The sequence below is a fragment of the Mesorhizobium sp. M6A.T.Ce.TU.016.01.1.1 genome (assembly GCF_003997065.1).
Classification (GTDB): domain Bacteria; phylum Pseudomonadota; class Alphaproteobacteria; order Rhizobiales; family Rhizobiaceae; genus Mesorhizobium; species Mesorhizobium mediterraneum.
The window spans coordinates 199,898-221,435 of the sequence record NZ_RZTJ01000003.1 but is presented as its reverse complement, the minus strand read 5'-3'; the positions used below and the strand labels follow the sequence as shown (position 1 = coordinate 221,435).

The following is a 21,538-nucleotide window of genomic DNA, read 5'->3' as shown; positions in this document are numbered from 1 at the left end:
TGAGATGCCACCGCGCGTCGCTTATGCCTCGCCTTCGACAGTCCAGTGCCAGAAGCCCTTCTCTTCCTCGTTGAGGAAACGGTTCAGCACCATCTTATGGACCTCATCGGCACCGTCGACCAGCCGCGCCTGGCGCGCATAGCGGTAGATCCATTCGAGCACCGTGTCCTTGGAATAGCCACGCGCGCCATTGATCTGGATCGCCACATCGGCCGCGTCATGCAGCACATTGGCGACCTGCACTTTGGCCATCGACACTTCCTTGCGGGCAAAGCCGCCGCGGTCCAGCTCCCACGCAGCCTTCATCACCAGGATGCGGCCGATCTCGATGCGCATGGCGAGGTCGCCGAGCTTCAGCTGGACGCTTTCGCGGTCGGCGAGGCGCTGGCCGAAACCGTAGCGCTCGGCAGCGTAGGCGCGCGCGATCTCGACGCAGCGCTTGGACAATCCGAGCCAGCGCATGCAGTGGGTAAGCCGCGCCGGGCCTAGCCGTACCTGCGTCACTTTCATGCCCCTGCCCTCGCCGACCAGCATGTCTTCGACAGGGATTTCGAGCCCATCGAACTCCAGCTCGCAATGCCCGCCATGCTCCTCCGGGCCCATGATCTCGATGCGGCGCACGATGCGCCAGCCTGGCTGGTCCTTGTGGAACATCAGGGCCGACAGCCCATGGCGCGGGTCGTCCGAGGTTCGCGCGATCAGAATGAAATGGCTGGCCTCCTCCGCGCCGGTGATGAACCATTTGCGGCCGGTCACGACATATTTGTCGCCGCGCAGCTCCGCATGCGTCATGATCATCGAAGGGTCCGAGCCGCCGCCGGGGTGCGGTTCGGTCATGGCAAAGGCCGATCGCACCTTGCCCTCGACGATCGGCTTCAGCCATTTTTCCTTTTGTGCTGGCGTGCCGAGCGCCTCCAGAACCATCATATTGCCATCGTCGGGCGCTGCCGAATTGAACACCACGGGTCCGAAGATCGACCGGTTCATCTCCTCGTAACAGACCGCCATGTCCACCTTGCCGAGGCCGGCGCCGCCGGTTTCGGGCTTGAGCTGCAGGCACCACAGGCCCGCCATCCGCGCCTTGGCGCGAAGCGCCTCCAGCAGCGGCAAGGCGATATTTCCATGCGCGTCATAGGACATCTTGTCGGCCTCGAGCGGCAGGATCTCACGCTCGACGAAGTCTGCAATGCGGACGCGGTAATCTTCGGTGCGGGCTGGAATGTCGAAATTCATGGACAAACTCTCAGCGAAGCGAGGTGGCCGCCATCGTCTAGAAATCGAGCGAGCGCTCGTTTTCCGTATTCGCCTCTATCCCCTTTTGCAGCCGCCGTCATCCGGCGAAGCGTGGTTCCGCAACGCCTTTGATGCCAAGGCCGGTTATTGCGAACAGGCTGCCGCAGCGCCACCCCGGCCGGTGTCGACGCGGGCGAAAGTGCGCCGGTTGCTGGCAGCACCAGTCGCGATGTCATAGTCATAAGCCCAGATCTCGCGATCCGCCTCAGAACGCGACCTTGTCGCCGCCCTTCAATGACAGGATCTCGCGCGCCTCGTCGGGCGTCGCCACCTCCATGCCGAGGCCTTCGATGATCTTGCGGGCAAGCACCACCTGTTCGACGTTCGATTTGGCAAGCTTACCCTTGCCGGCCCATAGGCTGTCCTCCAGGCCAACCCTGATGTTGCCGCCAAGGGCCGCCGACTGCGCGGCAATGCGAAGCTGGCTGGCGCCGGCACCGAGCACCGACCAGCGGAACTGGTCGCCGAACAGCCGGTCGGCGGTGCGCTTCATATGGGCGACGTCTTCAGGATGCGTGCCGATGCCGCCGAGCAGCCCGAATACCGACTGCACGAAGAACGGTGGCTTCACCAGCCCACGGTCGGCAAAGTGCGAGAGATTGTAGAGATGGGCAATGTCGTAGCACTCGAACTCGAAGCGCGTGCCGTTGTCGTAGCAGGTCGCAAGAATGTATTCGATGTCTTTGAACGAATTGCGGAAGACCAGGTCGCGCGTCGCTTCCAGATGCGGCTTTTCCCAGTCGAACTTGAAGGTCTCGTATTTGTCCGCGAGGTGATAGAGCCCGAAATTGATCGAGCCCATGTTGAGCGACGCGACTTCCGGCTTGAACTCAGCGGCTGGGCGCACGCGCTCCTCGACCTTCATGTAGGGGCTGCCGCCAGTGGTGATGTTGATGGCAGCGTTGGTGCCTTGCTTGACGCGCGGCAGGAAACGCGCGAACGCCTCCGGCGTCTGGTCGGGCTTGCCGGTCTCAGGGTCGCGGGCATGCAGGTGCAGGATCGCGGCACCCGCCTCTGCCGCCGCGATCGCCTCGGACGCGATCTGGTCCGGCGTGATCGGCAGATAGGGCGACATGGTCGGCGTGTGGATCGCCCCCGTCACCGCACAAGTGATGATAACCTTGCCCTTGGCCTGCTGAGCGCTGAGCTTGCGGTTCGTTTCCGTCATCGTCCGAACTCCTGATCCGATTTTCTCTTATGCGCCGCCAGCGCCATCAGCCGGCGATCGCGCCAGACCTGCCGTTCGCCGAGTTCTTCCCGCGGCAGGCGCTTGCGGCGGTCCGCCTCGACCGTTGCCATGACCTCTCCGGCCCAGTCGACGCGGCGCAGCGTCTGCGGAAAAATGTTGGCATAGATCGTCTGATAGCGCTCGACATAGTCGCGCACGCCGCCCGGTGCATTGAGGTCGATCGTCTCGAACGGACCCATGAACGACCAGCGTAGCGCCAGCCCGTCGCGAATGCCGATATCGACATCCTCGACGCTGGCATAGCCGTCGGCAACAAGTCGAAAAGCCTCCTCCAGCAGCGCACCCTGCAGGCGGTTCATGATGAAGCCGTCGAGCTCGTGCTTCATCACCAGCGGCGCGTGGCCTGCGGCGACGAGGAAGGCGCGGGTCCTTTCGACCGTTTCGGGCGAGGTCCATGGCGCCGGCACGACTTCCGCAGCCGGAATGAGATAGGGCGGATTGATCGGATGCACGACCAGGCAGCGGTGCCGCCCTTGCAGATGATCGGTGAATTTCGACGGCAGCAGCGCCGAGGTGGAACTGGCGATCACCGCTTGCGGACCGGCCAACGCATCGATCAGAGAGAACACCTCGCGCTTCACGTCGAGGCTTTCGGGCGTGTTCTCCTGGATATGGACCGCATCGGCCAGCGCTTCTTCCAGCTCCGCAACGACGGCGATGCGGCCAAGCACGGCATCGATTGCCTGTCCCCGCAGCAGATCGTTCGCGGCGAGGTCACCCAGCACGCCGGCGACGTAATCATGCGCACCGCCCGCCGCGGCCGGCGACTGATCCCACATCCGCACATCGTGGCCGGCGCGGGCGAAGCTGATCGCCCAGGCCCGTCCGATGAACCCGCTGCCGACAATTGCGACCTTTGTCATGATCGGTTCCTCAAAGCGTTTCGACATTGCCGTCGACGCCGAGCGACTGGCCGGAAATGTTGATCCCCGCATCGGACAACAGGAATGCGACCATCGAGGCGACGTCATAAGGGCTGGTCATGCGGCGCAGCGAGATGTTCTGGAGATAGCGCTCCGTCATCGCCTCATTCGACACACCAAGCTGCTTGGCCCGGTCGGCGATGACCTTGTCGATGCGTGGTCCCTCGATGATGCCGGGCAGGATGGCGTTGACCCTTATGCCGTGCGGCCCGAGTTCCTTGGCGAGGCTCTGCGTGAAACCGATGACGCCAAACTTGGCCGCCGAATAGGGTGTGCGGAAAGCGTAGCCGTAGCGGCCGGCCGCCGACGACATCGAGACGATCGAGCCGCCGCCCGCCGCCCTGATCAGCGGCACGGCACGTCGGGCGCAGAGGAACTGGCCGGTCAGGCAGATGTCGATGCAGCGCCGCCACTCCGCCGGATCGATCTCATCGACGCCGCCGGTCGGCCCGGCAACGCCGGCATTGTTGATCAGCGCGTCGAGGCCGCCGAGCTTTTCCTTGACGGTCTCGAACAGCCGGTCGACGTCGTCTTCGCGCGAGACATCGGCCTTGACCGCGGCGACGAGCGCTATCCTGTCCGGAGCAGCGGCCAGCGCCTCGTCGGAGACGTCGCAAACGACGATGCGCGCGCCGAGCCGCGACAACGTGTCGGCAATGGCAAAGCCTATACCGCCGGCGCCTGCCGTCACCAGCACGCGCTGCCCCTTCAACCCGGTCAGAAAATCGTCCGCCGATGACGGTGCCCCTTTACTCATCGCCGTCGCGCTCATCGTGTTGTCCTTTCTCATTGCAGCCGCCGTTCGCGCAGCGCCATGACAGCGCCCAGAACGACCAAGCCGTACAGAATTGCCCTTGTGGCATAGGGCAGCTGAAATAGTGACGAAAGCATTGCCCGCTGGTGGCTTGGCGAGCAAAGGCAGCTGCTCGGGCACGCCAGACTTTCGAATTTCCGGTAAGCCGCCCTGGGTTTGCATTGATCTCCACGACCAAGCCATGGCGCTGGCTTGCTCGCGTAGCCCCTAAGGCCGTCCTGGGGGCTGCTCCTGCGGAAATTTGTTTTCGTCTATGATTGCCACAGCCTGCTCGATGCTGTCTCTCACCTCGAAACCGATCCAATGTCCGTCCATCAGATGCGTTTGCCTCCCGCAGGCGAGGAAATAGCTCCCGGCCTGCTGCGCAACAAAGTTGAGTTGCCTCCTCTCATTGATTTTAATCCCCTCTGGCGGATCGGTGTACACCCCCCAGATCGCATCCTCGGCCGTCAACTTCACGGGCATCTCTGACTGAGCGTAGACCCTGGTCAGCATCAGGCTGTGCCGGAAAGACGAGGAGCCATTGATGAACTCGATCTTTACCGACCATTCTGCTGGCACGACGATGGTAAGATTGCCGCCCCAGTAACCGTTGAAGTCGATAATGTCGGTCCGGATGTTGTCCCTGCGATACCGCTCGACTTGGTTCCAATCGGCAACAATCTCTATGGCCACTGTCTCGGCTGCAGGATCGTTCTTGATCCAGCTCGGGACGAAAGGCTCCCCAGCCAGTGCAATTCCAGGCAAAAATCCCAAGGCAACGGCGAGAAGGGCGAGGTGAGCAAAGCGCGCCATCGCAATCAGAGGCTCCTCCCGAGCGGGGCGGCCGAGCGCAAGCGACCGCCAATCGAAGTCGACCTGGCTTGTTCCCTAAGGAAGAGAATACGCTTGAAACGGCATCCACACCAGCAAACCCAGAGTGCGCTATCGTCAGCCGTCAGAAACAACGCCATTGCTGCTATATCATCGGGATGCGCGTTGGAATTGCCTGCAGTGCGTCAGTGCGAGAGCGACGGGCGATTCCGTAATGTGAAGTTTCTGCTTCAGCTGTTGCGAAGGGTCTGTTGCGCAATTCGCCACGCCTGCTCCACATGTCGCCGGGCCGCGGCTTCGGCGTCATCGCCGTTGCGCGACTTGATCGCGTTCATGATGTCGGTCATTTCGGCAATTGCGGCATCGCGGCGGTCCACCGAAGCGATGGTCATGGAACGCAGCTGGTTGATGCGGACGTTCAGACCCTGGACGATTTCCCAGGCGATGCGCTTGTCGGCGGTATCGAAAAGCACTTCATAGAATTTTGTCGTCGCCCGCATCACCTCGATCGGATTGGCTGAGGCCCACGCCGTGAGCAGCACATCGAATGCGCGCTCAAGCGCAGCGATCTGGTCCTCAGTCGCCGTCAGCGCGCAGGCGCGCGCCGCGATGCCCTCCATCAAAGCGCGGAGTTCATAAATCTCATCGGTGCGGCTGAGATCCGGCCTGGCCACCGCGGGTCCGTGGCCTGGTATCATCTGAACAAGGCCCTCAGTCTCCAACTGCCGCAGAACTTCGCGCACCACCGAGCGACTGACGCCGAGCTGGTCGCAAAGCGGCCGTTCGACCAACCTTTCGCCGGGTTGGAAGTGAAACCCCATGATCGCGTCGCGCATGCGCTCCAGCGCCAGCGTTCTCAGCGTCTTGGTGGATCGTTCGATCCTCAGTGTGTCGTCGGCCAATTCATCTACTCCCAGCATCCGCAAACAAACAGATTCGACGATCCGTTGACAAGGGATTTGGTCTTCAATAGTATGGTATACCATAAGATGACCGGGGCGGAAGGGAGCTTTTCCGGATGCCTCGGCCGACGACCACCGAGGATTCGATGAAGCCGGCCATCCGAAAGATCGTCACCTATGTCGAGAACACGCTGATTGAAGGCGGCAAGGTGACCCCCCGGCCGCTGCGCCTGATCGGCGTGGCGGCGGTGCTCGACAATCCTTGGGCCGAGCGCGGTTTCACTGAGGACCTTTCTCCCGAGATCCGCGCCTATGCGCCGGTTTTGGGAGAGATGCTCACCCGCGAAATCCTCGCAGTCGCGGGATCGGGCGAAGCCATCGAAGGCTACGGCAAGGCCGCAATCTGCGGCACGTCGGGCGAGATCGAGCATGCCTCGGCGCTCATCCACACGCTGCATTTCGGCAACCACTATCGGCGTGCCGTCGGCGCCAAGACCTATCTCGCCTTCACCAACCTGCGTGGCGGGCCGAACACGCCGATCATGATCCCGCTCATGGACAAGCACGATGAAGGCCGACGTTCGCACTACCTGACTGTGCATTTCCAGATCGGCGACGCGCCGGCGCCGGACGAGCTGGTGGTAGCGCTTGGCGCCTCGATCGGCGGACGACCGCATCATCGCATCGGCGACCGCTACCAGGATCTCAAGGAGGTCGGCGACCTGCATGGCTGAGCTGACGGAGCCTGCCTGGCATCGCGAAACGGCGCCTGACGGCACCGGCTTCATCCGGGCCGGATCCGGCGCGCCGGTCCTCCTCATCCACGGCGTCGGTATGAACGCGGCGATCTGGGGGCCCCAGATCGAGCTGATGCGGGACAGATGGGATGTGATCGCGATCGACATGCTGGGGCATGGCCGGTCGCCGCTACCGCCCGAGGACGCCAGCCTTGCCGACTATGCAGGACAGGCAATCCGGCTTCTTGATCACCTTGGCCTGGATGCCGTCTCGATCGTTGGCCATTCAATGGGGGCGCTGGTCGGGCAGGAAATCGCTCTCAACGCACCAGAACGGGTCCGCCGCATGGTGTCGCTCAACGCGGTCTTTCGCCGCCCGGCGGACCTTGCGCAGGCAGTGCGCGAGCGCGCCGCCGAATTGAATGGCGCGGAAAACCCGTCAGGGACGGACGCAACGATCGCGCGCTGGTTCGGCAACCCCGTCCCCGACAGCCTGGCCGAGGCGGCGAGGACAACGCGCGCGGCACTGCTGAGCGTCAACCCGGAAGGCTATGCGCGCACATATCGACTTTTCGCCCATGCGGATGCGGCGCATGGCGATCGTCTTTCCGGTCTAGCGATGCCGACTCTGTTCATGACCGGCTCGCAGGACAGGAATTCCTCGCCTGCGATGTCGGCGGCGATGGCCCGCCTCGCGCCGCGCGGTCGCTGCGCCGTTCTGGAGGGCGAAAGACATATGATGGCCGTAGCCTCGCCTGACATGGTCACACGGCGCATTGTCGATTTTCTCGAGAGCAACGACGGCGCAAGCACACCGGCGCGACCGGCGATGGACACAGCCTTCGACGCGGGCGAATTCAGGCGGGCGCTCGGTTCCTTCCTGACCGGCGTTACCATCGTCACCGCGATCGGGCCGGAAGGAGAGCCTCGAGGCTTCACCGCCAATTCGTTTACATCCGTTTCGCTCGATCCGCCGCTTGTGCTGGTCTGCATCGCCAAGAAAGCGCTGGGCCATCCGGTGTTTTCGACCTCGAAGTGCTTTGCCGTCAACGTGCTCTCGGAGGAACAGCGAGCCGCGTCCGGCGTCTTCGCTTCTAAATCGCAGGACAAGTTCTCGGCTGTCGAGTGGCGCTTCGGCCCGACCGGCAGCCCGCTGCTCGCTGGATCGGTGGCTACGTTTGACTGTGACATGGAGCAGTTGGTCGACGCCGGCGACCATTCGATCCTCATCGGCCGCGTTCGCGAATTCTCCCACAATTCATCGCAGCCCCTCGGCTATTGCCGTGGGGCGTATGTCTCGCCCGGTCTCAGCCAGGAAGCGCTGGCGGCCGCGCCTCCGGACATGGAAGTCGGCGCCATCCTCGAAGATGAAGGCCGCGTGCTGTTCTTCGAAACCGTCGACGGCTTTTTCGAACTGCCGGCGGGCCGAGGGCTCGGAACGCCCGGCGACACGCGAAGCCTCAAGGGATGCCTCGCTGCGAAAGCCATCGAGGCTCATCTCGGATTCCTGTTTGCGGTCTGGGACGACGCCGCAAACCCATCGCGAACGCATGTCTACTACCGCGGCACGGTGGACGCGCCCCACTCCAGCGATCGCCAGGTCCGGCTCGTCGACATCGACAGGATTGCCGGACTGAACATCGCCGACGCTGCTGTGCGCTCTATGCTCGCCCGCTATGTTCTTGAATGTCGGGAGGATGCGTTTGGAGTCTATGTCGGCAATGAGGTCGAAGGTGAAGTCCGTCCGCTCGCCAAGCCGGTATCCATGAACACTTCTAATCCGGGTCAACAGGTATGAAGTTCTCGCTCTTCGTCCATATGGAACGCTCGGACCCGGCAAAGCCGCATGCCGAGCTCATCGACGAGCTTGAGGAACTGGTCCTGATGGCCGAGGCGGCAGGCTTCGAGACGGCCTGGATCGGCGAGCACCACGGCATGGAGTTCACCATCTCGCCAAACCCGTTCATCAACATCGCCTATCTTGGCGCCAGGACGAAGCGCATCCGGCTCGGGACAGGAACGGTCATCGCGCCGTTCTGGCATCCGATCAAGCTCGCCGGCGAGGCAGCAATGACCGATGTCGTCACGGCTGGCCGGCTCGACATCGGCATCGCGCGCGGCGCCTACAGCTACGAATACCAGCGCCTGTTCCCGGGGCTCGATGCCTGGGGCGCGGGCCAGCGCATGCGCGAGATCATCCCCGCTATCAAGGGCCTCTGGAAGGGCGACTTCGAGATGTCCGGGGAGTTCTGGTCGTTTCCCTCGACCACCTCGTCGCCCAAGCCGGTGCAAAAACCGCACCCGCCGATCTGGGTGGCGGCGCGCGATCCGAACTCGCACGACTTCGCCGTGTCCAACGGCTGCAACGTCCAGGTGACGCCGCTCGCCTCGGGCGATGATGAGGTAACCAGCCTGATGGAGCGCTTCAACGCGGCGTGCGCGGCGCATCCAGACATCGCCCGCCCCGAGATCATGCTGCTGATGCACACATTCGTTGCCGAAGACGCCGCCGATGCAGAGCAGCTGACGAAGGACCTGTCGCTGTTCTACTGCCAGTTCGGCGCGTGGTTCCAGAACAAGAAGCCTGTTCGCCAAGGCATATTGGAAGCGCTCACCGGCGACGAGATCGCGGCCATGCCGCAATACGCGCCCGACAAAATGCGACAGAACCTGGTTATCGGCGAAGCCGAAGAGGTGATCGCCCGGCTGAAGGCATACGAGGCGCTCGGCTACGACCAATATTCGATCTGGATCGACAGCGGCCTACCGCACGAACGCAAGAAGAAGTCGCTGCAGCTGTTTGTCGACAAGGTGATGCCGGCGTTCGGGCATGGGAGGCCGCAATGACCCTTGTGGCATTCAGCAACTTCATAGATGGAGCGTTCGATACGCCGACGGCCACCTTCGAAAGCATCGATCCGTCCACCGGAGCGCCCTGGGCGACGATGCCCGCTGCAACCGAAGCCGATGTCGACCGCGCCGTCGAAGCGGCGCACCGGACTTTGCACTCCGCCGCGTGGGCATCGCTGACGGCGACGGCGCGAGGCAAGCGGCTGGCGCGCCTCGGCGACCTAGTCGTCGCCAATGCCGGCCGCCTGGCGGAACTGGAGACGCGCGATACCGGCAAGATCATCCGCGAGACCCGCGCCCAGATCGCCTATGTCGGCGACTATTACCGCTACTATGGCGGGCTTGCCGACAAGCATGAAGGCTCGCATCTGCCTATCGACAAGGCCGATATGGACGTCACCATCAGGCGCGAGCCGATCGGCGTCGTCGCTGCCGTCGTGCCGTGGAATTCGCAGCTCTTCCTTTCGGCCGTCAAGCTCGGTCCGGCACTGGCGGCCGGCTGCACGGTCGTCTTGAAAGCCTCGGAAGACGGCCCAGCGCCGTTGCTGGCCTTCGCCGAACTCGTTCACGAGGCCGGATTTCCCGCCGGAAGCGTCAACATACTGGCCGGGTTCGGGCACGATTGCGGCCGGCGCCTGACAAGTCATCCGTTGGTTTCACGCGTCGCCTTCACCGGCGGACCTTCGACCGCTCGCGCGATTATCCGCAACACGGCGGAAAATCTCGCCTACACGACGCTGGAGCTGGGCGGGAAAAGCCCGGTTGTCGTTTTCGCCGACGCAGACCTGGACAGTGCGGCAAACGCGGTCGTGGCCGGGATTTTCGCGGCGTCTGGACAAAGCTGTGTCGCCGGCTCCCGGCTGCTGGTCGAGCGTTCGATAAAGGCCGAGTTCCTCGACAGGCTGAAGCACAAGGCCGAGGCCATCAAAATCGGTGATCCGCAGGATCCGGCCACCGAAATGGGACCACTGGCAACACTACGTCAGCGGGAATGGATCGAGAGGATCGTTGCCGAGAGCCTCGCCAGTGGCGGGACGTTGATCACCGGCGGAAAACGGCCCGACGAGCATCCGCGCGGCTTCTACTACGCACCGACCATTATCGACACCGAGGATACAGCGCTGCCCTGTGTGCGGGAGGAATTGTTCGGTCCGGTGCTCAGCGTTCTCACCTTCGACACGGAAGCCGAAGCCCTGGCGCTTGCCAACGATACGCCGTTCGGCCTGGCCTCGGGCGTGTTCACCACCAATCTCGCCAAGGCGCACCGCATGGCGCGCGACATCCATGCCGGTGTCGTCTGGGTCAACACATACCGCGCCGTTTCGCCGCTCGTGCCGTTCGGCGGATACGGTCAGTCGGGGCTCGGCCGTGAGGGCGGGCTCGACGCCATCCGCGATTACACGCGCTCGAAATCCGTCTGGATACGGATATCCGACGAGCCGATCCCGGATCCGTTCGTCATGCGATGAGGGCAGCGCCAATCGCGCAATTTCATAAAAACAAGAAACCAGCAACCAACAGAGGAGAATGACATGAAACTGATTTTGACCGGCATTTTGGCCGGACTCTTGGCAACCACCGCCGCACGGGCCGATGAAATGGTGTTCACCAGCTGGGGCGGAACCACCCAGGAGGCGCAGACCAAATCCTGGGCTGCTCCGTTCGAAGCCAATTCCGGCATCAAGGTCCTGCAGGACGGCCCGACGGACTACGGCAAGCTGAAGGCCATGGTGGAAGGCGGCAGCGTCGCCTGGGATGTCGTCGATGTCGAAATGGATTTCGCCATCAAGGCGGCTAAGGATGGCCTGCTGGAGCCGATCGATTTCAATGTCGTGCCGAAAGCCGATCTCGATCCTCGCTTCACCACCGAGCATGCGGTCGGCAGCTTCTACTATTCCTTCGTTCTTGCCTGGAACAAAGGGGCGGTGTCGGGCGAGCCAACCAGCTGGGCCGACATGTTCGACCTGACGAAATTTCCCGGCAAGCGCACGTTCTATAAATGGTCGGCGCCAGGCGTCATCGAGATCGCATTGCTGGCCGACGGCGTGCCGGCAGACAAGCTCTATCCGCTCGACCTCGACCGGGCGTTCAAGAAACTCGATACGATCAAGTCGGAAATCGTCTGGTGGGACAGCGGCGCGCAGTCGCAACAGCTGATCGCCTCCGGTGAGGCAGCCTTCGGGCAACTCTGGAACGGGCGTGTCTTCGCCCTCCAGCAGGACGGCGCCGATGTAGGGGCATCCTGGAAACAGAACATGACTGCCGCCGACGTGCTCGTCATCCCCAAGGGTTCGAAGAACAAGGCTAGCGCGATGAAATTCCTGGCCACAGCGACAAGCGCGAAAAGCCAGGCAATGTTTGCTGAAGCAAGCGGCTACGCCCCGATCAACACGGCAGCCAAGGCCGAAATGCCGGCCGATGTCGTCAAGTCATTGCCGGACGCCTATGTCGACGGGCAGATCAACCTCGACATGAACTACTGGGCTGAAAACCGCGACGCGATCGCGGAGCGTTGGTACGCCTGGCAGGCCAAATAGCCGCCGACCTCACCCATGAACCGGCGGGGCGCCGCGCTAGGCGTCCCGCCTGAGCTGCCGGGATCATCGCCATGTCGGGCAATTTGCTTCATCGACAGCCAATCCTCCGAAGGCCAGACGGCATCGGCGGCGCCTTGCCGGCGCTGACCCTCATCACCCTGTTCTTCGTGGTGCCGGTCGTCGCGTTGCTGTTGCGCAGCGTGACCGAGCCCGTACCGGGCCTGCAGAACTACGCCATCCTGTTTGGCGACGGCACTTATGCGCGGGTCTTCTTCAACACCTTTCTGGTCGCCACCGTCGTCACCGCCGTCACCGTGATCGTGGCGTTTCCGGTCGCCTGGATGCTGGCGATCATGCCGCCTGCCCTCGGCTCGATCGTCTTCGGCATCATCATCCTGTCGATGTGGACCAATCTGCTCACCCGCACCTATGCCTGGATGGTGCTGCTTCAACGCACCGGCGTCATCAACCGGACGCTGATGGATATTGGCCTGATCAGCGAGCCGCTGCCGCTGATCAACAACCTGACCGGCGTCACCATCGGCATGGTCTACATCATGCTGCCCTTCATGATACTGCCACTGGTCGGAACCCTGCGCGCCATTGATCCGATGACGCTGCGCGCCGCCGCCCTGTGCGGTGCGAGCCCCTTCGACGCCTTCCGCCGCATCCTGCTGCCATTGTCGCTTCCCGGAATCGCTGCAGGCGGCCTGATGGTTTTCGTCATGTCGCTCGGCTATTTCGTGACGCCGACGCTGCTCGGCGGCACCTCCAACATGATGCTCGCCGCAATGATCGCCCAGATGATCCAATCCTTGCTCAACTGGGGGCTCGGAAGCGCGGCGGCTTTCATCCTGCTTTTGGTGACCATGGCCCTCTACGCGCTGCAACTGCGCCTCGTCGGCGCCAAGCGCATGACAGGAGGCATCTGAGATGCTGCTCGACTACGACCGGCTGGGCTGGCTGCGCGCAGCACTTCTGGGTTTCACCGGCCTGGTTGCCGCGTTTCTGCTGCTGCCGGTGGTTTTCATCGTGCTTTTGTCGTTCGGATCGTCGCGGTGGCTGGCTTTTCCGCCGCCCGGCTGGACGCTGAAATGGTATGAGGAGCTCTTCGCCGATCCGGCCTGGCTCGAAGCAGCGCTGACCAGCGCGCACATTGCCACCATGGTCGCGATTCTTGCCGTCGTCATCGGGCTCCTGGCTTCTTTCGCCCTGGTCAGGGGACAGTTTCGCGGGCGCAACACGCTTCGCGGCCTGCTGCTGACGCCAATGGTGCTGCCGGTCGTGGTCTTCGCCATCGCCATCTATGCATTCTTCCTGCGGATCGGGCTCGGCGGCACCACGGCAGGCTTCGTCATCGCACACACAGTCCTGGCACTCCCCTTCGCCATCATTCCCATCACCGCGGCACTCGAAGGTTTTGACAAATCCATCGAGGATGCGGCGATCGTCTGCGGCGCAAGCCCATTCGAGGCAAAACTCCGGGTCACCTTGCCGGCGATCAAGATCGGGATTTTTTCGGCGGCGATCTTTGCCTTCCTCGCCTCGTGGGACGAGGTGGTGGTCGCGATCTTCATGGCCAGCCCCACCTTGCAGACCTTGCCGGTCAAGATCTGGGGCAGCCTGCGCCAGGATCTCAGCCCGGTCATCGCCGCCGCCTCCAGCCTTCTGGTACTTCTGACCTTGAGCCTGATGATCGTAACCGCACTCATTCGGCGGAAACTGTCGAAATGACCGAACCGTTTCTCTCCATTCGCTACCTGCGCAAGACATTCGGCAGCTTCGTCGCCGTGCACGATGTCACGATCGATATACCCAAGGGCGAGTTCCTGACCTTCCTCGGCCCTTCCGGCTCCGGCAAATCGACGACGCTCTATGCGGTCGCCGGCTTTCAGCAGCCGACATCCGGCGACGTTCTTCTCGAAGGCAGGTCGCTGCTGTCGGTGCCGTCGCACAAGCGCAATATCGGCATGGTGTTCCAGCGCTACACGCTGTTTCAGCATCTCACCGTCGCCGAGAACGTTGCCTTTCCGTTGCGCGTGCGCCGCCGGCCGGACGCCGAGGTGAACCGAAAAGTCGCCGAGATGCTGTCGTTGGTCCGGCTCGAGAGTTTCGGCGGCCGATATCCTGGCGCGCTTTCCGGCGGACAGCAGCAGCGCGTGGCGCTTGCCCGGGCGCTGGCCTACGATCCGCCGATCCTTCTGATGGACGAGCCGCTCTCGGCGCTCGACAAGAAGCTGCGCGAGGAAATCCAGGCCGAGATACGACGTATCCACCGCGAAACCGGTGTAACGATCCTTTACGTCACCCACGATCAGGACGAGGCCCTGCATCTTTCGGATCGCATCGCCCTGTTTCGGGACGGGCGCATCGAGCAGATCGGCACCGGTGAGGACCTCTATCTGAGACCTGCGAGCGAATTCGTGGCCAGCTTCATCGGAAATTCCAATTTCCTGCCGGCTGAGCATCTTGAAACCGTCAACGGCTCCGCCACGATCCGCCTGGCCGATGGCTCGGTCGTCTCCGGCGTCAGGATCGATCAGGACTTCAGCCATGGCCAGAAGACCCGGCTGATGGTGCGGCCGGAAGCGTTTCGGCTGAGGCCCGGCCCGGCCACTGCCGGGCTTGCGGTCGAATTCATCGACACCGCCTTCTTCGGCGAGCGGCGGCGCGTCATCGCGCGCACGGCCGCCGGCCAGGAGATCGACGTCAGGCCGACATCCAACATGGCAGAAGCACATGAAGGCTTCGCCTCGAGCAGACAGATTTTTTTCGATCCCGCCGCCGCATTTCTGTTTCCCGCCTGACGGGCGCGCTGGCGGTCTGGAACGAGATCTCAGGCAGCCGGCGGCTCGATGGTGACGCCGTATTTGGCGGCGATGGCCATGAGCTTTGCCATTTCCGGCATGCCGGCGGCGGTCGCGGCGTCCAATTCGCCAAACATCTGATCAAGGCCGCAACTCGGCGCGCAAAGGACGAGCACGCGAGCCGGCTTGTCGCCGACATTGCGGATGGCATGGCGCCGGCCGCGTGGGCCGAAGAAGAAGCCGCCGGGCACAATGCGATGGGGCGCGGATTCGCCCTCGAATTCGATGACGAGTTCGCCGCTCAGCGCGTAGAAGGCTTCATCCTCACGGGCATGGGTGTGCGGTGGCGTTCCCGCGCCCGGTGGAACCACGGACTCCCAGAGCGAGAAGGACCCCGCAGTCTCAGCGCCGGTGGCTTTGTAGATATGGGTGATGCCCAGAACGTTGAGCGTCGATCCGGCCGCCGGTTCGCGAACGAACGGTTCGGCTGCTGTAACTTTGGCATCCATCGTCGATCTCCTTTGTGGCTCAGGTGGGTCACCAAGAGACATAGGTCCGTTCTCGCCCGTCGATTAGCCGGAATTGTATGGACATGCTGTCCGGATTTCAGGACAATCCGACGATGGATCCGCTCGATGGAATCGCTGCGTTCGCTCGTGTCGTTGATAGCGGCAGCTTCTCAGCGGCGGCACGGCATCTCAAAATCTCCAAATCCGCTGTTAGCGCCCATGTGCAGCGGCTTGAGGAGCGCCTGGGCATTCGCCTGCTCAACCGCACCACGCGTCGACTCTCGATGACCGAAGCGGGCGCAGCCTATTACCGCCACTGTGCGCGGATTCTCGCCGAAGCTGAAGCTGCGGAACAGGCGGCGAGCGCGCTGCAGCGCGAGCCGCGCGGCACCCTTCGCATTTCGGCGCCCGACAGCTTCGGCTGGATGCATGTGGCGCCGGCCGTCCCCGAGTTCCTGAGGCGCTATCCGGAACTTTCCGTCGATATTGCTTTGAGCCCGACGCATGTGAGTCTGGTCGATGAGGGGCTCGATCTGGCGATCCGCATCGGCGTGATCGAGGATTCGCCGCTTGTCGTGCGCAAGCTCGCGCCATCCCGGCTCGTCGCCTGTGCTGCGCCCGCTTATCTCACGGAGCGTGGAGCGCCGCGCGAGCCGGGCGACCTTGCCAAGCACAACTGCCTCTGCACCAGCCTCCTGCCTTGGGGCGATGGATGGCGCCTTGCCGGCAAACGAGGCGAGGTGCGGGTGGCTGTGGGCGGCAGCTTTCGCAGCAATAATGCGGAGATGCTGCGCGTTGCGGCGCTCGGTGGCATCGGCATCGCCCTACTGCCCACTTGGGCGGTAGCGGAGCCGCTGCGTACTGGCGCGCTGCGACGCGTGCTTGACGCCTGGGAGCCTCCAGCCAGCACGATTTATGCCGTCTATCCCAGCAACAGGCTCATGTCGATGAAGGTCCGCGCCTTCGTCGACCACCTTGCGCGATGCATTGGGCGCATGCCGTATTGGGATGAAGGCCTTTGAGAAGAGCGCCCGTTTTGGATCGTTTTGAGCTACGGCACCCATTGATCCAGCCTCGCAACTTTCTCTCAGAACGCAGTCAGGAACAGTCTCCATACCGGTCAGAAAACTTGCGATCTTGACTTCAAAAGGGACTTGGGCGGGTTGAAATTTCCTCGGTTTTGCCCACTTTCGCTATCAATTGGCCGAGTGGTGCGATTTCCGGCGAAAACAGCGCGATCGAATTGACGAGAAAAATACCGTCAGCGGTGCTGGAGATATCGTCGAAGAGCGTGGCGGCCTGAAGAGCAATTTGGATCTTGCGTACCAAAGCTGCGTTGGGCGCGCGCTCAGTGGCAGAGAGCGCCGGTTCTCACTCGCGATACCTGGGAGCATCTGATGCCGACCCGCCCCTATGCCATTCTTGAAGCGCCGTCCGCGCTGGGTCTGGCGACCGACGGCGTGGAGGACTTGCCCAGTCGGCTGCTGGAACTGGGCCTCGCCGACCGAATCCATGCGCGCCATGCCGGGCGGCTGGCCGTCCCGCCGAAAGACCCGAAGCCCGACCCTGCCACCCTGACGCTCAATGCCAACGCGATCGCGGCGTGGTCGCCCAAGCTCGCCAACGCGGTGGAGGAGGTGCTGGACGCAGGCGAATTCCCGGTGGTGCTGGGCGGCGACTGTACGATCGTGCTGGGCCCGATACTCGCGCTGCGCCGGCGCGGCCGCTACGGCCTGTTCTTCATCGACGGCCACGCCGATTTCTTCCAGCCCGAGGCCGAGCCCAACGGCGAAGGCGCGTCCATGGACCTGGCCTTCGTCACCGGCTACGGGCCGGCGCTGCTGACCGACCTGGAGGGTCGCCGCCCGTTGGTGCGCTCCGAGGACGCTGTCGCCTTCGCTTTTCGCGACCACGAGGACCAGGCCGAATTCGGCAGCCAGCCTTTGCCGGCGGAGCTCATGGCCTACGATCTCCATGCCATCCGCCACCTGGGCGTCGAAGCCGCCGCCCGGGCGGCCGTTGGCCACCTGACGCGGCCTGAGCTCGACGGCTTCTTCATCCATTTAGACGCCGATTGTCTCGACGATGCGATCATGCCGGCGGTCGATTTCCGCGTACCGGGCGGGCTGTCGTGGGAGGAGCTATCGGCGGCGCTCCGGATCATCCTGGCAAGCGGCAAGGCGGTCGGGCTCGAGGTCGCCATCTACAATCCGCGCCTCGACGTCGACGGCAGCGCCGGCCGTGGCCTTGTTGATGTCCTGGCCGTAGCTCTCGGCACTTCCGCGCCCGCTTAAGGGGGCTGGGCTGCCCCGATGAGCTGCCAACTCATCAGTCGCCGCAGAGGTCGGACTCCCTGCCGTATTGTCCATCACGATGGACGGGTAAGGAGCCCCCGCAAGACCGTCTCCGTGATCGTCTTCGCAGCCAAATTGTAGTCAGCCGCCTTTAGCTGGCTGACATGTAGCGCATCGCAGGCGAGAGCCTCGAACTCGGCATAGAACTGCGTCGCGGACCACAACAGAATAAACAGATGGCGCGCGTCGACTTTCTCTATCTTTCCGGCCATGGCCCAAATATCGATCACCCGGGCCTTCTCGGACGTGACGGTTCGCATATGATCGCGAGCCTCGGTCGAGAGATGTACAGCTCCCTGCAGTATCTCGTTTGCGAAAAGGCGCGTCTCTGCGGCATTCTCCCGGGCATGGTCCAGCTTCGCTCGAATGTAAGCCTCGATTGCCTCGCCGGGCTCACGATCGGCCGATATATGCCGAAACGCGTCGTCCCAACTATGGATGAGGCGATCGATGGCGGCATTGTAGATCTCCTCTTTCGACGAGAAGTAATAGTAGACATTGCCCTTCGGCAGCCCTGAGGCCTTCGCGATCTCAACAATGCGGGCACCATCAAGGCCCTTCCGCGAGAAGATCTCGACAGCCGCTGTCAGGATCTTGAACACGTTCCTCGCTCTGATCGGCTCATCCGACGCGGCCTGCGACGGGTGCCCTTTTTCAGCGGAAGCACGGGGCGCGTTCAGTTCTTCTGCCATTGGTTAATCCATTATTTTCATTGATTTTTTGCGCCTGGATGATCACCCGGGTCAACAGTTCGTTTTTGCTCAGAGACCTTTCAACCGGATTGTATGAGGCCTCGAGAATCGAAGCACCACTAAAAAAGAAGTTGACAATCTGGTCAAGTTTTTTCATGAAAAGCTGACAAAACGGTCAGGTTCCTGAAGGAGCTGCCGCAGTCGACCACCTTGGAGAGGGTGCGAATGGCAATGTTGCTAAAGACCGCCATGGAGGAATTCCTTTCAGATTGGTCCGCCGATCTGAACGGACCCTGGCGTGCACTGATCAGGCATGCGGGGCCGGATATTGACGGGATCGCGGCCGAACTTGAGCTCGAGGTCTGGGAACCGATCTTTCCCGTCCGTCGCGGCAAGCACTTTCCGGGAATGCCTGCGGGCGCGCATTGCCTGAGAGCTTTCGACGGAATCGCCCCCGATGAGGTTCACTGTGTCGTTCTGGGCCAGGACCCCTACCCCGAACCCGGGTTTGCCACCGGACGGGCATTTGAAGCTGGAAACTTGGCGGGATGGCACGAGCTCGACAAGATGTTTTCAAAGAGCATCCGTGCCTACATGCAGATGATCCTGGCAGCGCGCACCGGTGACCTGTCCTATGCCCGCAGCTTCGACGATTGGCCGAAGACACTTGCAGCCATGGAGAGCGGTGCAGCCGACATCGAGCAGCCGTCCGATATCGCGGACCGCTGGGTCTCGAAAGGCGTTCTCCTACTGAATGCCTCGCTGACGCTCACTCGCTTCAAGGTGGATGTGGATCCGCATCAGTCCAAGGGCCATCTCCCGCTCTGGCGTCCGCTGATCGTGGAAACCTTGCGCGCCCTTGCCTCGCGGGAAAAGCCGCTGGTATTCCTCGGGTTCGGCGACGCCGCCGCGGAAGCACTGGCAGAAGCGGGAATCGACGAGAACGCGGGCGGGCATCTTCGCTGCGTTCTGCGCGATCATCCCGCCCGCGCCGAAGCCGTCCTTTCCAGACCCAATCCATTCATTCTTTGCAACCGCTACCTGGAGGAGATGGGCTCTCGTCCCATCGCGTGGTGACCATGGCGGCAACGAAGACATTCGATTTCATCATCATCGGCGCCGGTTCGGCAGGCTGCGTTCTGGCAAACCGCCTGTCCGCCGATCCCGCCAACAAGGTGCTTCTGCTCGAGGCCGGCGGCAGGGACCTCAACCCGCTGTTCCGGCTGCCCATGCTGATGGGCAAGCTTTTCCATTCGGGCATCTACAACTGGCACTATCACACAGAGCCCGAGCCGCATCTGAACGGACGGTCGCTCTACTGGCCTCGTGGCAAGGTGCTCGGCGGCACATCCACCATCAACGGCATGATCTATGTTCGCGGAAACCGGCACGACTACGATCGCTGGGCGCAGATGGGCGCCACAGGATGGTCCTACGATGAGGTGTTGCCAGCGTTCCTCCGCTCGGAGACCCATGTGCAGCGCAATGGCGCCTATCACAATGCCGAAGGCGAACTGACCGTCTGCCGGGCGCGCGGCTGGAACAGCCTGCTCGATGTCTTTCACGAGGCAGGCGGACAGGCGGGATATCCTCACAACGACGATTTCAACGGCGAAGAGCAGGAAGGCTTCGGCCGTTATGACTTCACCATCGCGAAGGGCAAACGCTGCTCGGCAGCCTATGCGTTCCTGCGGCCGGCAAAGAAACGCCCGAATCTGACGATCATCACCCGCGCCCATACGAGGCGCATCCTCATCGAGAACGGCCAGGCTGTCGGCGTCGAGTTCAGCCGAAAAGGCAACATTTCGAGAGCCTATGCAGACCGCCAGGTGATCCTGTCGGCCGGCGTCGTCAACTCGCCGCAGATCCTCATGCTTTCGGGGATCGGCGCTGCCGACGAACTCGCACAGCATGACATCCCTGTCGTCCAGGATCTTCCTGGTGTCGGCAAGAACCTTCAGGATCATGTCGATTGCGTCATGGCCTATGAATGCCGGGAGCCGGTCACGCTCTATTCGGACCTGCGCGCCGACAAGCTCACCTGGTCGGTGATCCAGGGCATGCTGTTCGGTGAAGGCATCGCCACGACCTTCCCGTACGAAGCCGGGGCCTTCGTCAAGTCGCGCACCGATCTGGCCGCGCCTGACATCCAGCTTCACTTCATGCCGGCGCTCGAAAAGACGGCAAACCTGCATTTTCCAAACCCGTTCAAGAAAGAGCGGGTGGAGGCCAACCATGGCTTCTCGTTGCGCGTCGGCCCGGTCAATCCCGAGAGCCGCGGCGAGATCAGGCTGCGTTCGGCCGATCCGATGGACCGGCCGCGCATCAACGCGAACTACCTGCAAACCGAATTTGACATTCGCACGATGATCAACGCGATCCGCATGACGCGCGACATCATCAAGCAGAAGGCTTTCGAGAAATATCGCGGCAAGGAGCTCGCTCCGGGTCCGGCCGTCGAAAGCGATGCCGAAATGGTCAAGTGGCTGCGTACCAATGCCATGACGACCTTCCATCCGGTCGGCACCTGCAAGATGGGCAACGACCCGATGGCTGTGGTCGACGCCCGACTGAAAGTTCACGGCATCGAGGGCCTGCGCGTAGCGGACGCCTCGATCATGCCAATCATTTCCAGCGGCAACACGAACGCGCCGTCGATCATGATCGGCGAGCGAGCCGCCGAATTCATTCTCGACGAGGCATCCAGATGATCGTGGAACATCGCACGTACACCTTTCGGCCGGGAACAGTCGATGGCTGGCTGAAGAAATACGAGACCGAGGGCCTGCCGATCCAGAAGCGGCATCTCAACACCTTCCTCGGGCTCTATGTCAGCGAGATCGGCCGCCTGCACACGACGGTCCTGATGTGGCGTTATGACAGCCTCGCCGACCGCGAGACGCGGCGGGCAGCCATGTATGCCGACCCGGAATGGCAGGCGTTCATCTCCGGCGTCTGGTCTCTCGGCGCCATTCAGAGCCAGGACGTGATGATCATGAATCCGGCGCCGTTTTCTCCCGGCGCCTGAGGAAGGGGATGCAAACCTTGCATCCCAATG

23 protein-coding genes are annotated in these 21,538 nt (G+C 62.6%); 13 read left to right on the top strand and 10 right to left on the bottom strand.

Going from position 1 to position 21,538, the window contains the following annotated elements; all coding sequences use genetic code 11:
• Window positions 1-21 precede the first annotated feature (21 nt).
• The 6 genes from EOC94_RS07225 to EOC94_RS07195 all read right to left on the bottom strand — a co-directional run bounded on the left by EOC94_RS07225 (window position 22) and on the right by EOC94_RS07195 (window position 5,994).
• Entirely contained in the window at window positions 22-1,233 is a 1,212-nt protein-coding gene (locus EOC94_RS07225) for an acyl-CoA dehydrogenase family protein (RefSeq protein WP_127289430.1), read from the bottom strand.
• 265 nt (window positions 1,234-1,498) lie between these two features.
• A complete protein-coding gene (locus EOC94_RS07215) occupies window positions 1,499-2,461 on the bottom strand; it encodes a 3-keto-5-aminohexanoate cleavage protein (RefSeq protein ID WP_127289428.1) in 963 nt (320 codons plus the stop codon).
• The gene (locus EOC94_RS07210) at window positions 2,458-3,405 is read right to left on the bottom strand and encodes a 3-hydroxyacyl-CoA dehydrogenase (protein WP_127289426.1); all 948 of its coding nucleotides are present in this window, start codon (window positions 3,403-3,405) and stop codon (window positions 2,458-2,460) included. Before EOC94_RS07210 ends, EOC94_RS07215 begins: the two co-directional genes overlap by 4 nt.
• 10 nt (window positions 3,406-3,415) lie before the next feature.
• Complete coding sequence (locus EOC94_RS07205) at window positions 3,416-4,222, bottom strand: SDR family oxidoreductase (RefSeq protein WP_127289807.1); 807 nt, start codon at window positions 4,220-4,222, stop codon at window positions 3,416-3,418.
• A 264-nt stretch (window positions 4,223-4,486) separates the two neighbouring features.
• The gene (locus EOC94_RS07200) at window positions 4,487-5,074 is read right to left on the bottom strand and encodes a sulfocyanin-like copper-binding protein (RefSeq protein WP_245461590.1); all 588 of its coding nucleotides are present in this window, start codon (window positions 5,072-5,074) and stop codon (window positions 4,487-4,489) included.
• A gap of 248 nt (window positions 5,075-5,322) precedes the next feature.
• Window positions 5,323-5,994 carry a GntR family transcriptional regulator gene (locus EOC94_RS07195; RefSeq protein ID WP_127289424.1) on the bottom strand — a complete coding sequence of 224 codons (672 nt, stop codon included), beginning with the start codon at window positions 5,992-5,994 and terminating at the stop codon, window positions 5,323-5,325.
• Window positions 5,995-6,140: 146 nt separating this feature from the next.
• Here EOC94_RS07195 and EOC94_RS07190 point away from each other — a divergent pair, with 146 nt between their 5' ends.
• From EOC94_RS07190 to EOC94_RS07155, 8 genes are all read left to right on the top strand, one after another.
• Entirely contained in the window at window positions 6,141-6,728 is a 588-nt protein-coding gene (locus EOC94_RS07190; RefSeq protein ID WP_127289805.1) for an amino acid synthesis family protein, read from the top strand.
• The gene (locus tag EOC94_RS07185) at window positions 6,721-8,529 is read left to right on the top strand and encodes an alpha/beta fold hydrolase (protein WP_127289422.1); all 1,809 of its coding nucleotides are present in this window, start codon (window positions 6,721-6,723) and stop codon (window positions 8,527-8,529) included. The genes EOC94_RS07190 and EOC94_RS07185 overlap by 8 nt, the downstream gene beginning before the upstream one ends.
• Window positions 8,526-9,578, top strand: a complete 1,053-nt coding sequence (locus EOC94_RS07180; RefSeq protein ID WP_127289420.1) for an LLM class flavin-dependent oxidoreductase — start codon at window positions 8,526-8,528, stop codon at window positions 9,576-9,578. Before EOC94_RS07185 ends, EOC94_RS07180 begins: the two co-directional genes overlap by 4 nt.
• Window positions 9,575-11,050, top strand: a complete 1,476-nt coding sequence (locus EOC94_RS07175) for an aldehyde dehydrogenase (RefSeq protein WP_127289418.1) — start codon at window positions 9,575-9,577, stop codon at window positions 11,048-11,050. The genes EOC94_RS07180 and EOC94_RS07175 overlap by 4 nt, the downstream gene beginning before the upstream one ends.
• Before the next feature lie 63 nt (window positions 11,051-11,113).
• A complete protein-coding gene (locus tag EOC94_RS07170) occupies window positions 11,114-12,118 on the top strand; it encodes an ABC transporter substrate-binding protein (RefSeq protein ID WP_095483701.1) in 1,005 nt (334 codons plus the stop codon).
• Window positions 12,119-12,189: 71 nt separating this feature from the next.
• A complete protein-coding gene (locus EOC94_RS07165) occupies window positions 12,190-13,050 on the top strand; it encodes an ABC transporter permease (protein ID WP_127289416.1) in 861 nt (286 codons plus the stop codon).
• A 1-nt stretch (window position 13,051) separates the two neighbouring features.
• Window positions 13,052-13,852 (top strand): ABC transporter permease, encoded by an 801-nt coding sequence (locus EOC94_RS07160; RefSeq protein WP_126103534.1) that lies wholly within the window; start codon window positions 13,052-13,054, stop codon window positions 13,850-13,852.
• A complete protein-coding gene (locus EOC94_RS07155) occupies window positions 13,849-14,925 on the top strand; it encodes an ABC transporter ATP-binding protein (protein ID WP_127289414.1) in 1,077 nt (358 codons plus the stop codon). The genes EOC94_RS07160 and EOC94_RS07155 overlap by 4 nt, the downstream gene beginning before the upstream one ends.
• A 29-nt stretch (window positions 14,926-14,954) precedes the next feature.
• On the opposite strand, the gene EOC94_RS07150 is transcribed toward EOC94_RS07155, so the two are convergent.
• Entirely contained in the window at window positions 14,955-15,434 is a 480-nt protein-coding gene (locus tag EOC94_RS07150) for a cupin domain-containing protein (RefSeq protein ID WP_164897808.1), read from the bottom strand.
• A gap of 83 nt (window positions 15,435-15,517) precedes the next feature.
• Here EOC94_RS07150 and EOC94_RS07145 point away from each other — a divergent pair, with 83 nt between their 5' ends.
• A complete protein-coding gene (locus tag EOC94_RS07145) occupies window positions 15,518-16,456 on the top strand; it encodes a LysR family transcriptional regulator (RefSeq protein WP_245465517.1) in 939 nt (312 codons plus the stop codon).
• 121 nt (window positions 16,457-16,577) lie between these two features.
• Here EOC94_RS07145 and EOC94_RS07140 read toward each other — a convergent pair whose 3' ends face one another.
• Window positions 16,578-16,763: a hypothetical protein gene (locus tag EOC94_RS07140; RefSeq protein ID WP_127289410.1), complete on the bottom strand. Its 186-nt coding sequence runs from the start codon at window positions 16,761-16,763 to the stop codon at window positions 16,578-16,580.
• A gap of 68 nt (window positions 16,764-16,831) precedes the next feature.
• Here EOC94_RS07140 and EOC94_RS07135 point away from each other — a divergent pair, with 68 nt between their 5' ends.
• The gene (locus EOC94_RS07135) at window positions 16,832-17,728 is read left to right on the top strand and encodes an arginase family protein (RefSeq protein ID WP_127289408.1); all 897 of its coding nucleotides are present in this window, start codon (window positions 16,832-16,834) and stop codon (window positions 17,726-17,728) included.
• 74 nt (window positions 17,729-17,802) lie between these two features.
• Here the strand turns inward: EOC94_RS07135 and EOC94_RS07130 are convergent, their stop codons facing one another.
• A complete protein-coding gene (locus EOC94_RS07130; RefSeq protein ID WP_126103539.1) occupies window positions 17,803-18,480 on the bottom strand; it encodes a TetR family transcriptional regulator C-terminal domain-containing protein in 678 nt (225 codons plus the stop codon).
• A complete protein-coding gene (locus EOC94_RS07125) occupies window positions 18,443-18,637 on the bottom strand; it encodes a hypothetical protein (RefSeq protein WP_127289406.1) in 195 nt (64 codons plus the stop codon). Before EOC94_RS07125 ends, EOC94_RS07130 begins: the two co-directional genes overlap by 38 nt.
• 68 nt (window positions 18,638-18,705) lie before the next feature.
• Here EOC94_RS07125 and EOC94_RS07120 point away from each other — a divergent pair, with 68 nt between their 5' ends.
• The 3 genes from EOC94_RS07120 to EOC94_RS07110 are packed head-to-tail and all read left to right on the top strand — an operon-like array spanning window position 18,706 to window position 21,508.
• Complete coding sequence (locus EOC94_RS07120) at window positions 18,706-19,557, top strand: uracil-DNA glycosylase (protein WP_245465516.1); 852 nt, start codon at window positions 18,706-18,708, stop codon at window positions 19,555-19,557.
• A gap of 2 nt (window positions 19,558-19,559) precedes the next feature.
• Entirely contained in the window at window positions 19,560-21,191 is a 1,632-nt protein-coding gene (locus EOC94_RS07115) for a choline dehydrogenase (protein ID WP_126103540.1), read from the top strand.
• Window positions 21,188-21,508: an NIPSNAP family protein gene (locus tag EOC94_RS07110; RefSeq protein WP_095483693.1), complete on the top strand. Its 321-nt coding sequence runs from the start codon at window positions 21,188-21,190 to the stop codon at window positions 21,506-21,508. The genes EOC94_RS07115 and EOC94_RS07110 overlap by 4 nt, the downstream gene beginning before the upstream one ends.
• The last annotated feature ends 30 nt before the right edge of the window (window positions 21,509-21,538 follow it).

What these genes read in the sequence shown, in the direction of transcription:
- EOC94_RS07145 (WP_245465517.1), top strand. Translation starts at nt 15,518, where the DNA reads ATGCTGTCCGGATTTCAGGACAATCCGACGATGGATCCGCTCGATGGA.
- EOC94_RS07175 (WP_127289418.1), top strand. Translation starts at nt 9,575, where the DNA reads ATGACCCTTGTGGCATTCAGCAACTTCATAGATGGAGCGTTCGATACG.
- EOC94_RS07180 (WP_127289420.1), top strand. Translation starts at nt 8,526, where the DNA reads ATGAAGTTCTCGCTCTTCGTCCATATGGAACGCTCGGACCCGGCAAAG.
- EOC94_RS07170 (WP_095483701.1), top strand. Translation starts at nt 11,114, where the DNA reads ATGAAACTGATTTTGACCGGCATTTTGGCCGGACTCTTGGCAACCACC.
- EOC94_RS07135 (WP_127289408.1), top strand. Translation starts at nt 16,832, where the DNA reads ATGCCGACCCGCCCCTATGCCATTCTTGAAGCGCCGTCCGCGCTGGGT.
- EOC94_RS07225 (WP_127289430.1), bottom strand. Translation starts at nt 1,233, where the DNA reads ATGAATTTCGACATTCCAGCCCGCACCGAAGATTACCGCGTCCGCATT.
- EOC94_RS07130 (WP_126103539.1), bottom strand. Translation starts at nt 18,480, where the DNA reads ATGGCAGAAGAACTGAACGCGCCCCGTGCTTCCGCTGAAAAAGGGCAC.
- EOC94_RS07185 (WP_127289422.1), top strand. Translation starts at nt 6,721, where the DNA reads ATGGCTGAGCTGACGGAGCCTGCCTGGCATCGCGAAACGGCGCCTGAC.
- EOC94_RS07165 (WP_127289416.1), top strand. Translation starts at nt 12,190, where the DNA reads ATGTCGGGCAATTTGCTTCATCGACAGCCAATCCTCCGAAGGCCAGAC.
- EOC94_RS07120 (WP_245465516.1), top strand. Translation starts at nt 18,706, where the DNA reads ATGGCAATGTTGCTAAAGACCGCCATGGAGGAATTCCTTTCAGATTGG.
- EOC94_RS07115 (WP_126103540.1), top strand. Translation starts at nt 19,560, where the DNA reads ATGGCGGCAACGAAGACATTCGATTTCATCATCATCGGCGCCGGTTCG.
- EOC94_RS07215 (WP_127289428.1), bottom strand. Translation starts at nt 2,461, where the DNA reads ATGACGGAAACGAACCGCAAGCTCAGCGCTCAGCAGGCCAAGGGCAAG.
- EOC94_RS07205 (WP_127289807.1), bottom strand. Translation starts at nt 4,222, where the DNA reads ATGAGTAAAGGGGCACCGTCATCGGCGGACGATTTTCTGACCGGGTTG.
- EOC94_RS07200 (WP_245461590.1), bottom strand. Translation starts at nt 5,074, where the DNA reads ATGGCGCGCTTTGCTCACCTCGCCCTTCTCGCCGTTGCCTTGGGATTT.
- EOC94_RS07125 (WP_127289406.1), bottom strand. Translation starts at nt 18,637, where the DNA reads ATGAAAAAACTTGACCAGATTGTCAACTTCTTTTTTAGTGGTGCTTCG.
- EOC94_RS07110 (WP_095483693.1), top strand. Translation starts at nt 21,188, where the DNA reads ATGATCGTGGAACATCGCACGTACACCTTTCGGCCGGGAACAGTCGAT.
- EOC94_RS07150 (WP_164897808.1), bottom strand. Translation starts at nt 15,434, where the DNA reads ATGGATGCCAAAGTTACAGCAGCCGAACCGTTCGTTCGCGAACCGGCG.
- EOC94_RS07155 (WP_127289414.1), top strand. Translation starts at nt 13,849, where the DNA reads ATGACCGAACCGTTTCTCTCCATTCGCTACCTGCGCAAGACATTCGGC.
- EOC94_RS07160 (WP_126103534.1), top strand. Translation starts at nt 13,052, where the DNA reads ATGCTGCTCGACTACGACCGGCTGGGCTGGCTGCGCGCAGCACTTCTG.
- EOC94_RS07190 (WP_127289805.1), top strand. Translation starts at nt 6,141, where the DNA reads ATGAAGCCGGCCATCCGAAAGATCGTCACCTATGTCGAGAACACGCTG.
- EOC94_RS07210 (WP_127289426.1), bottom strand. Translation starts at nt 3,405, where the DNA reads ATGACAAAGGTCGCAATTGTCGGCAGCGGGTTCATCGGACGGGCCTGG.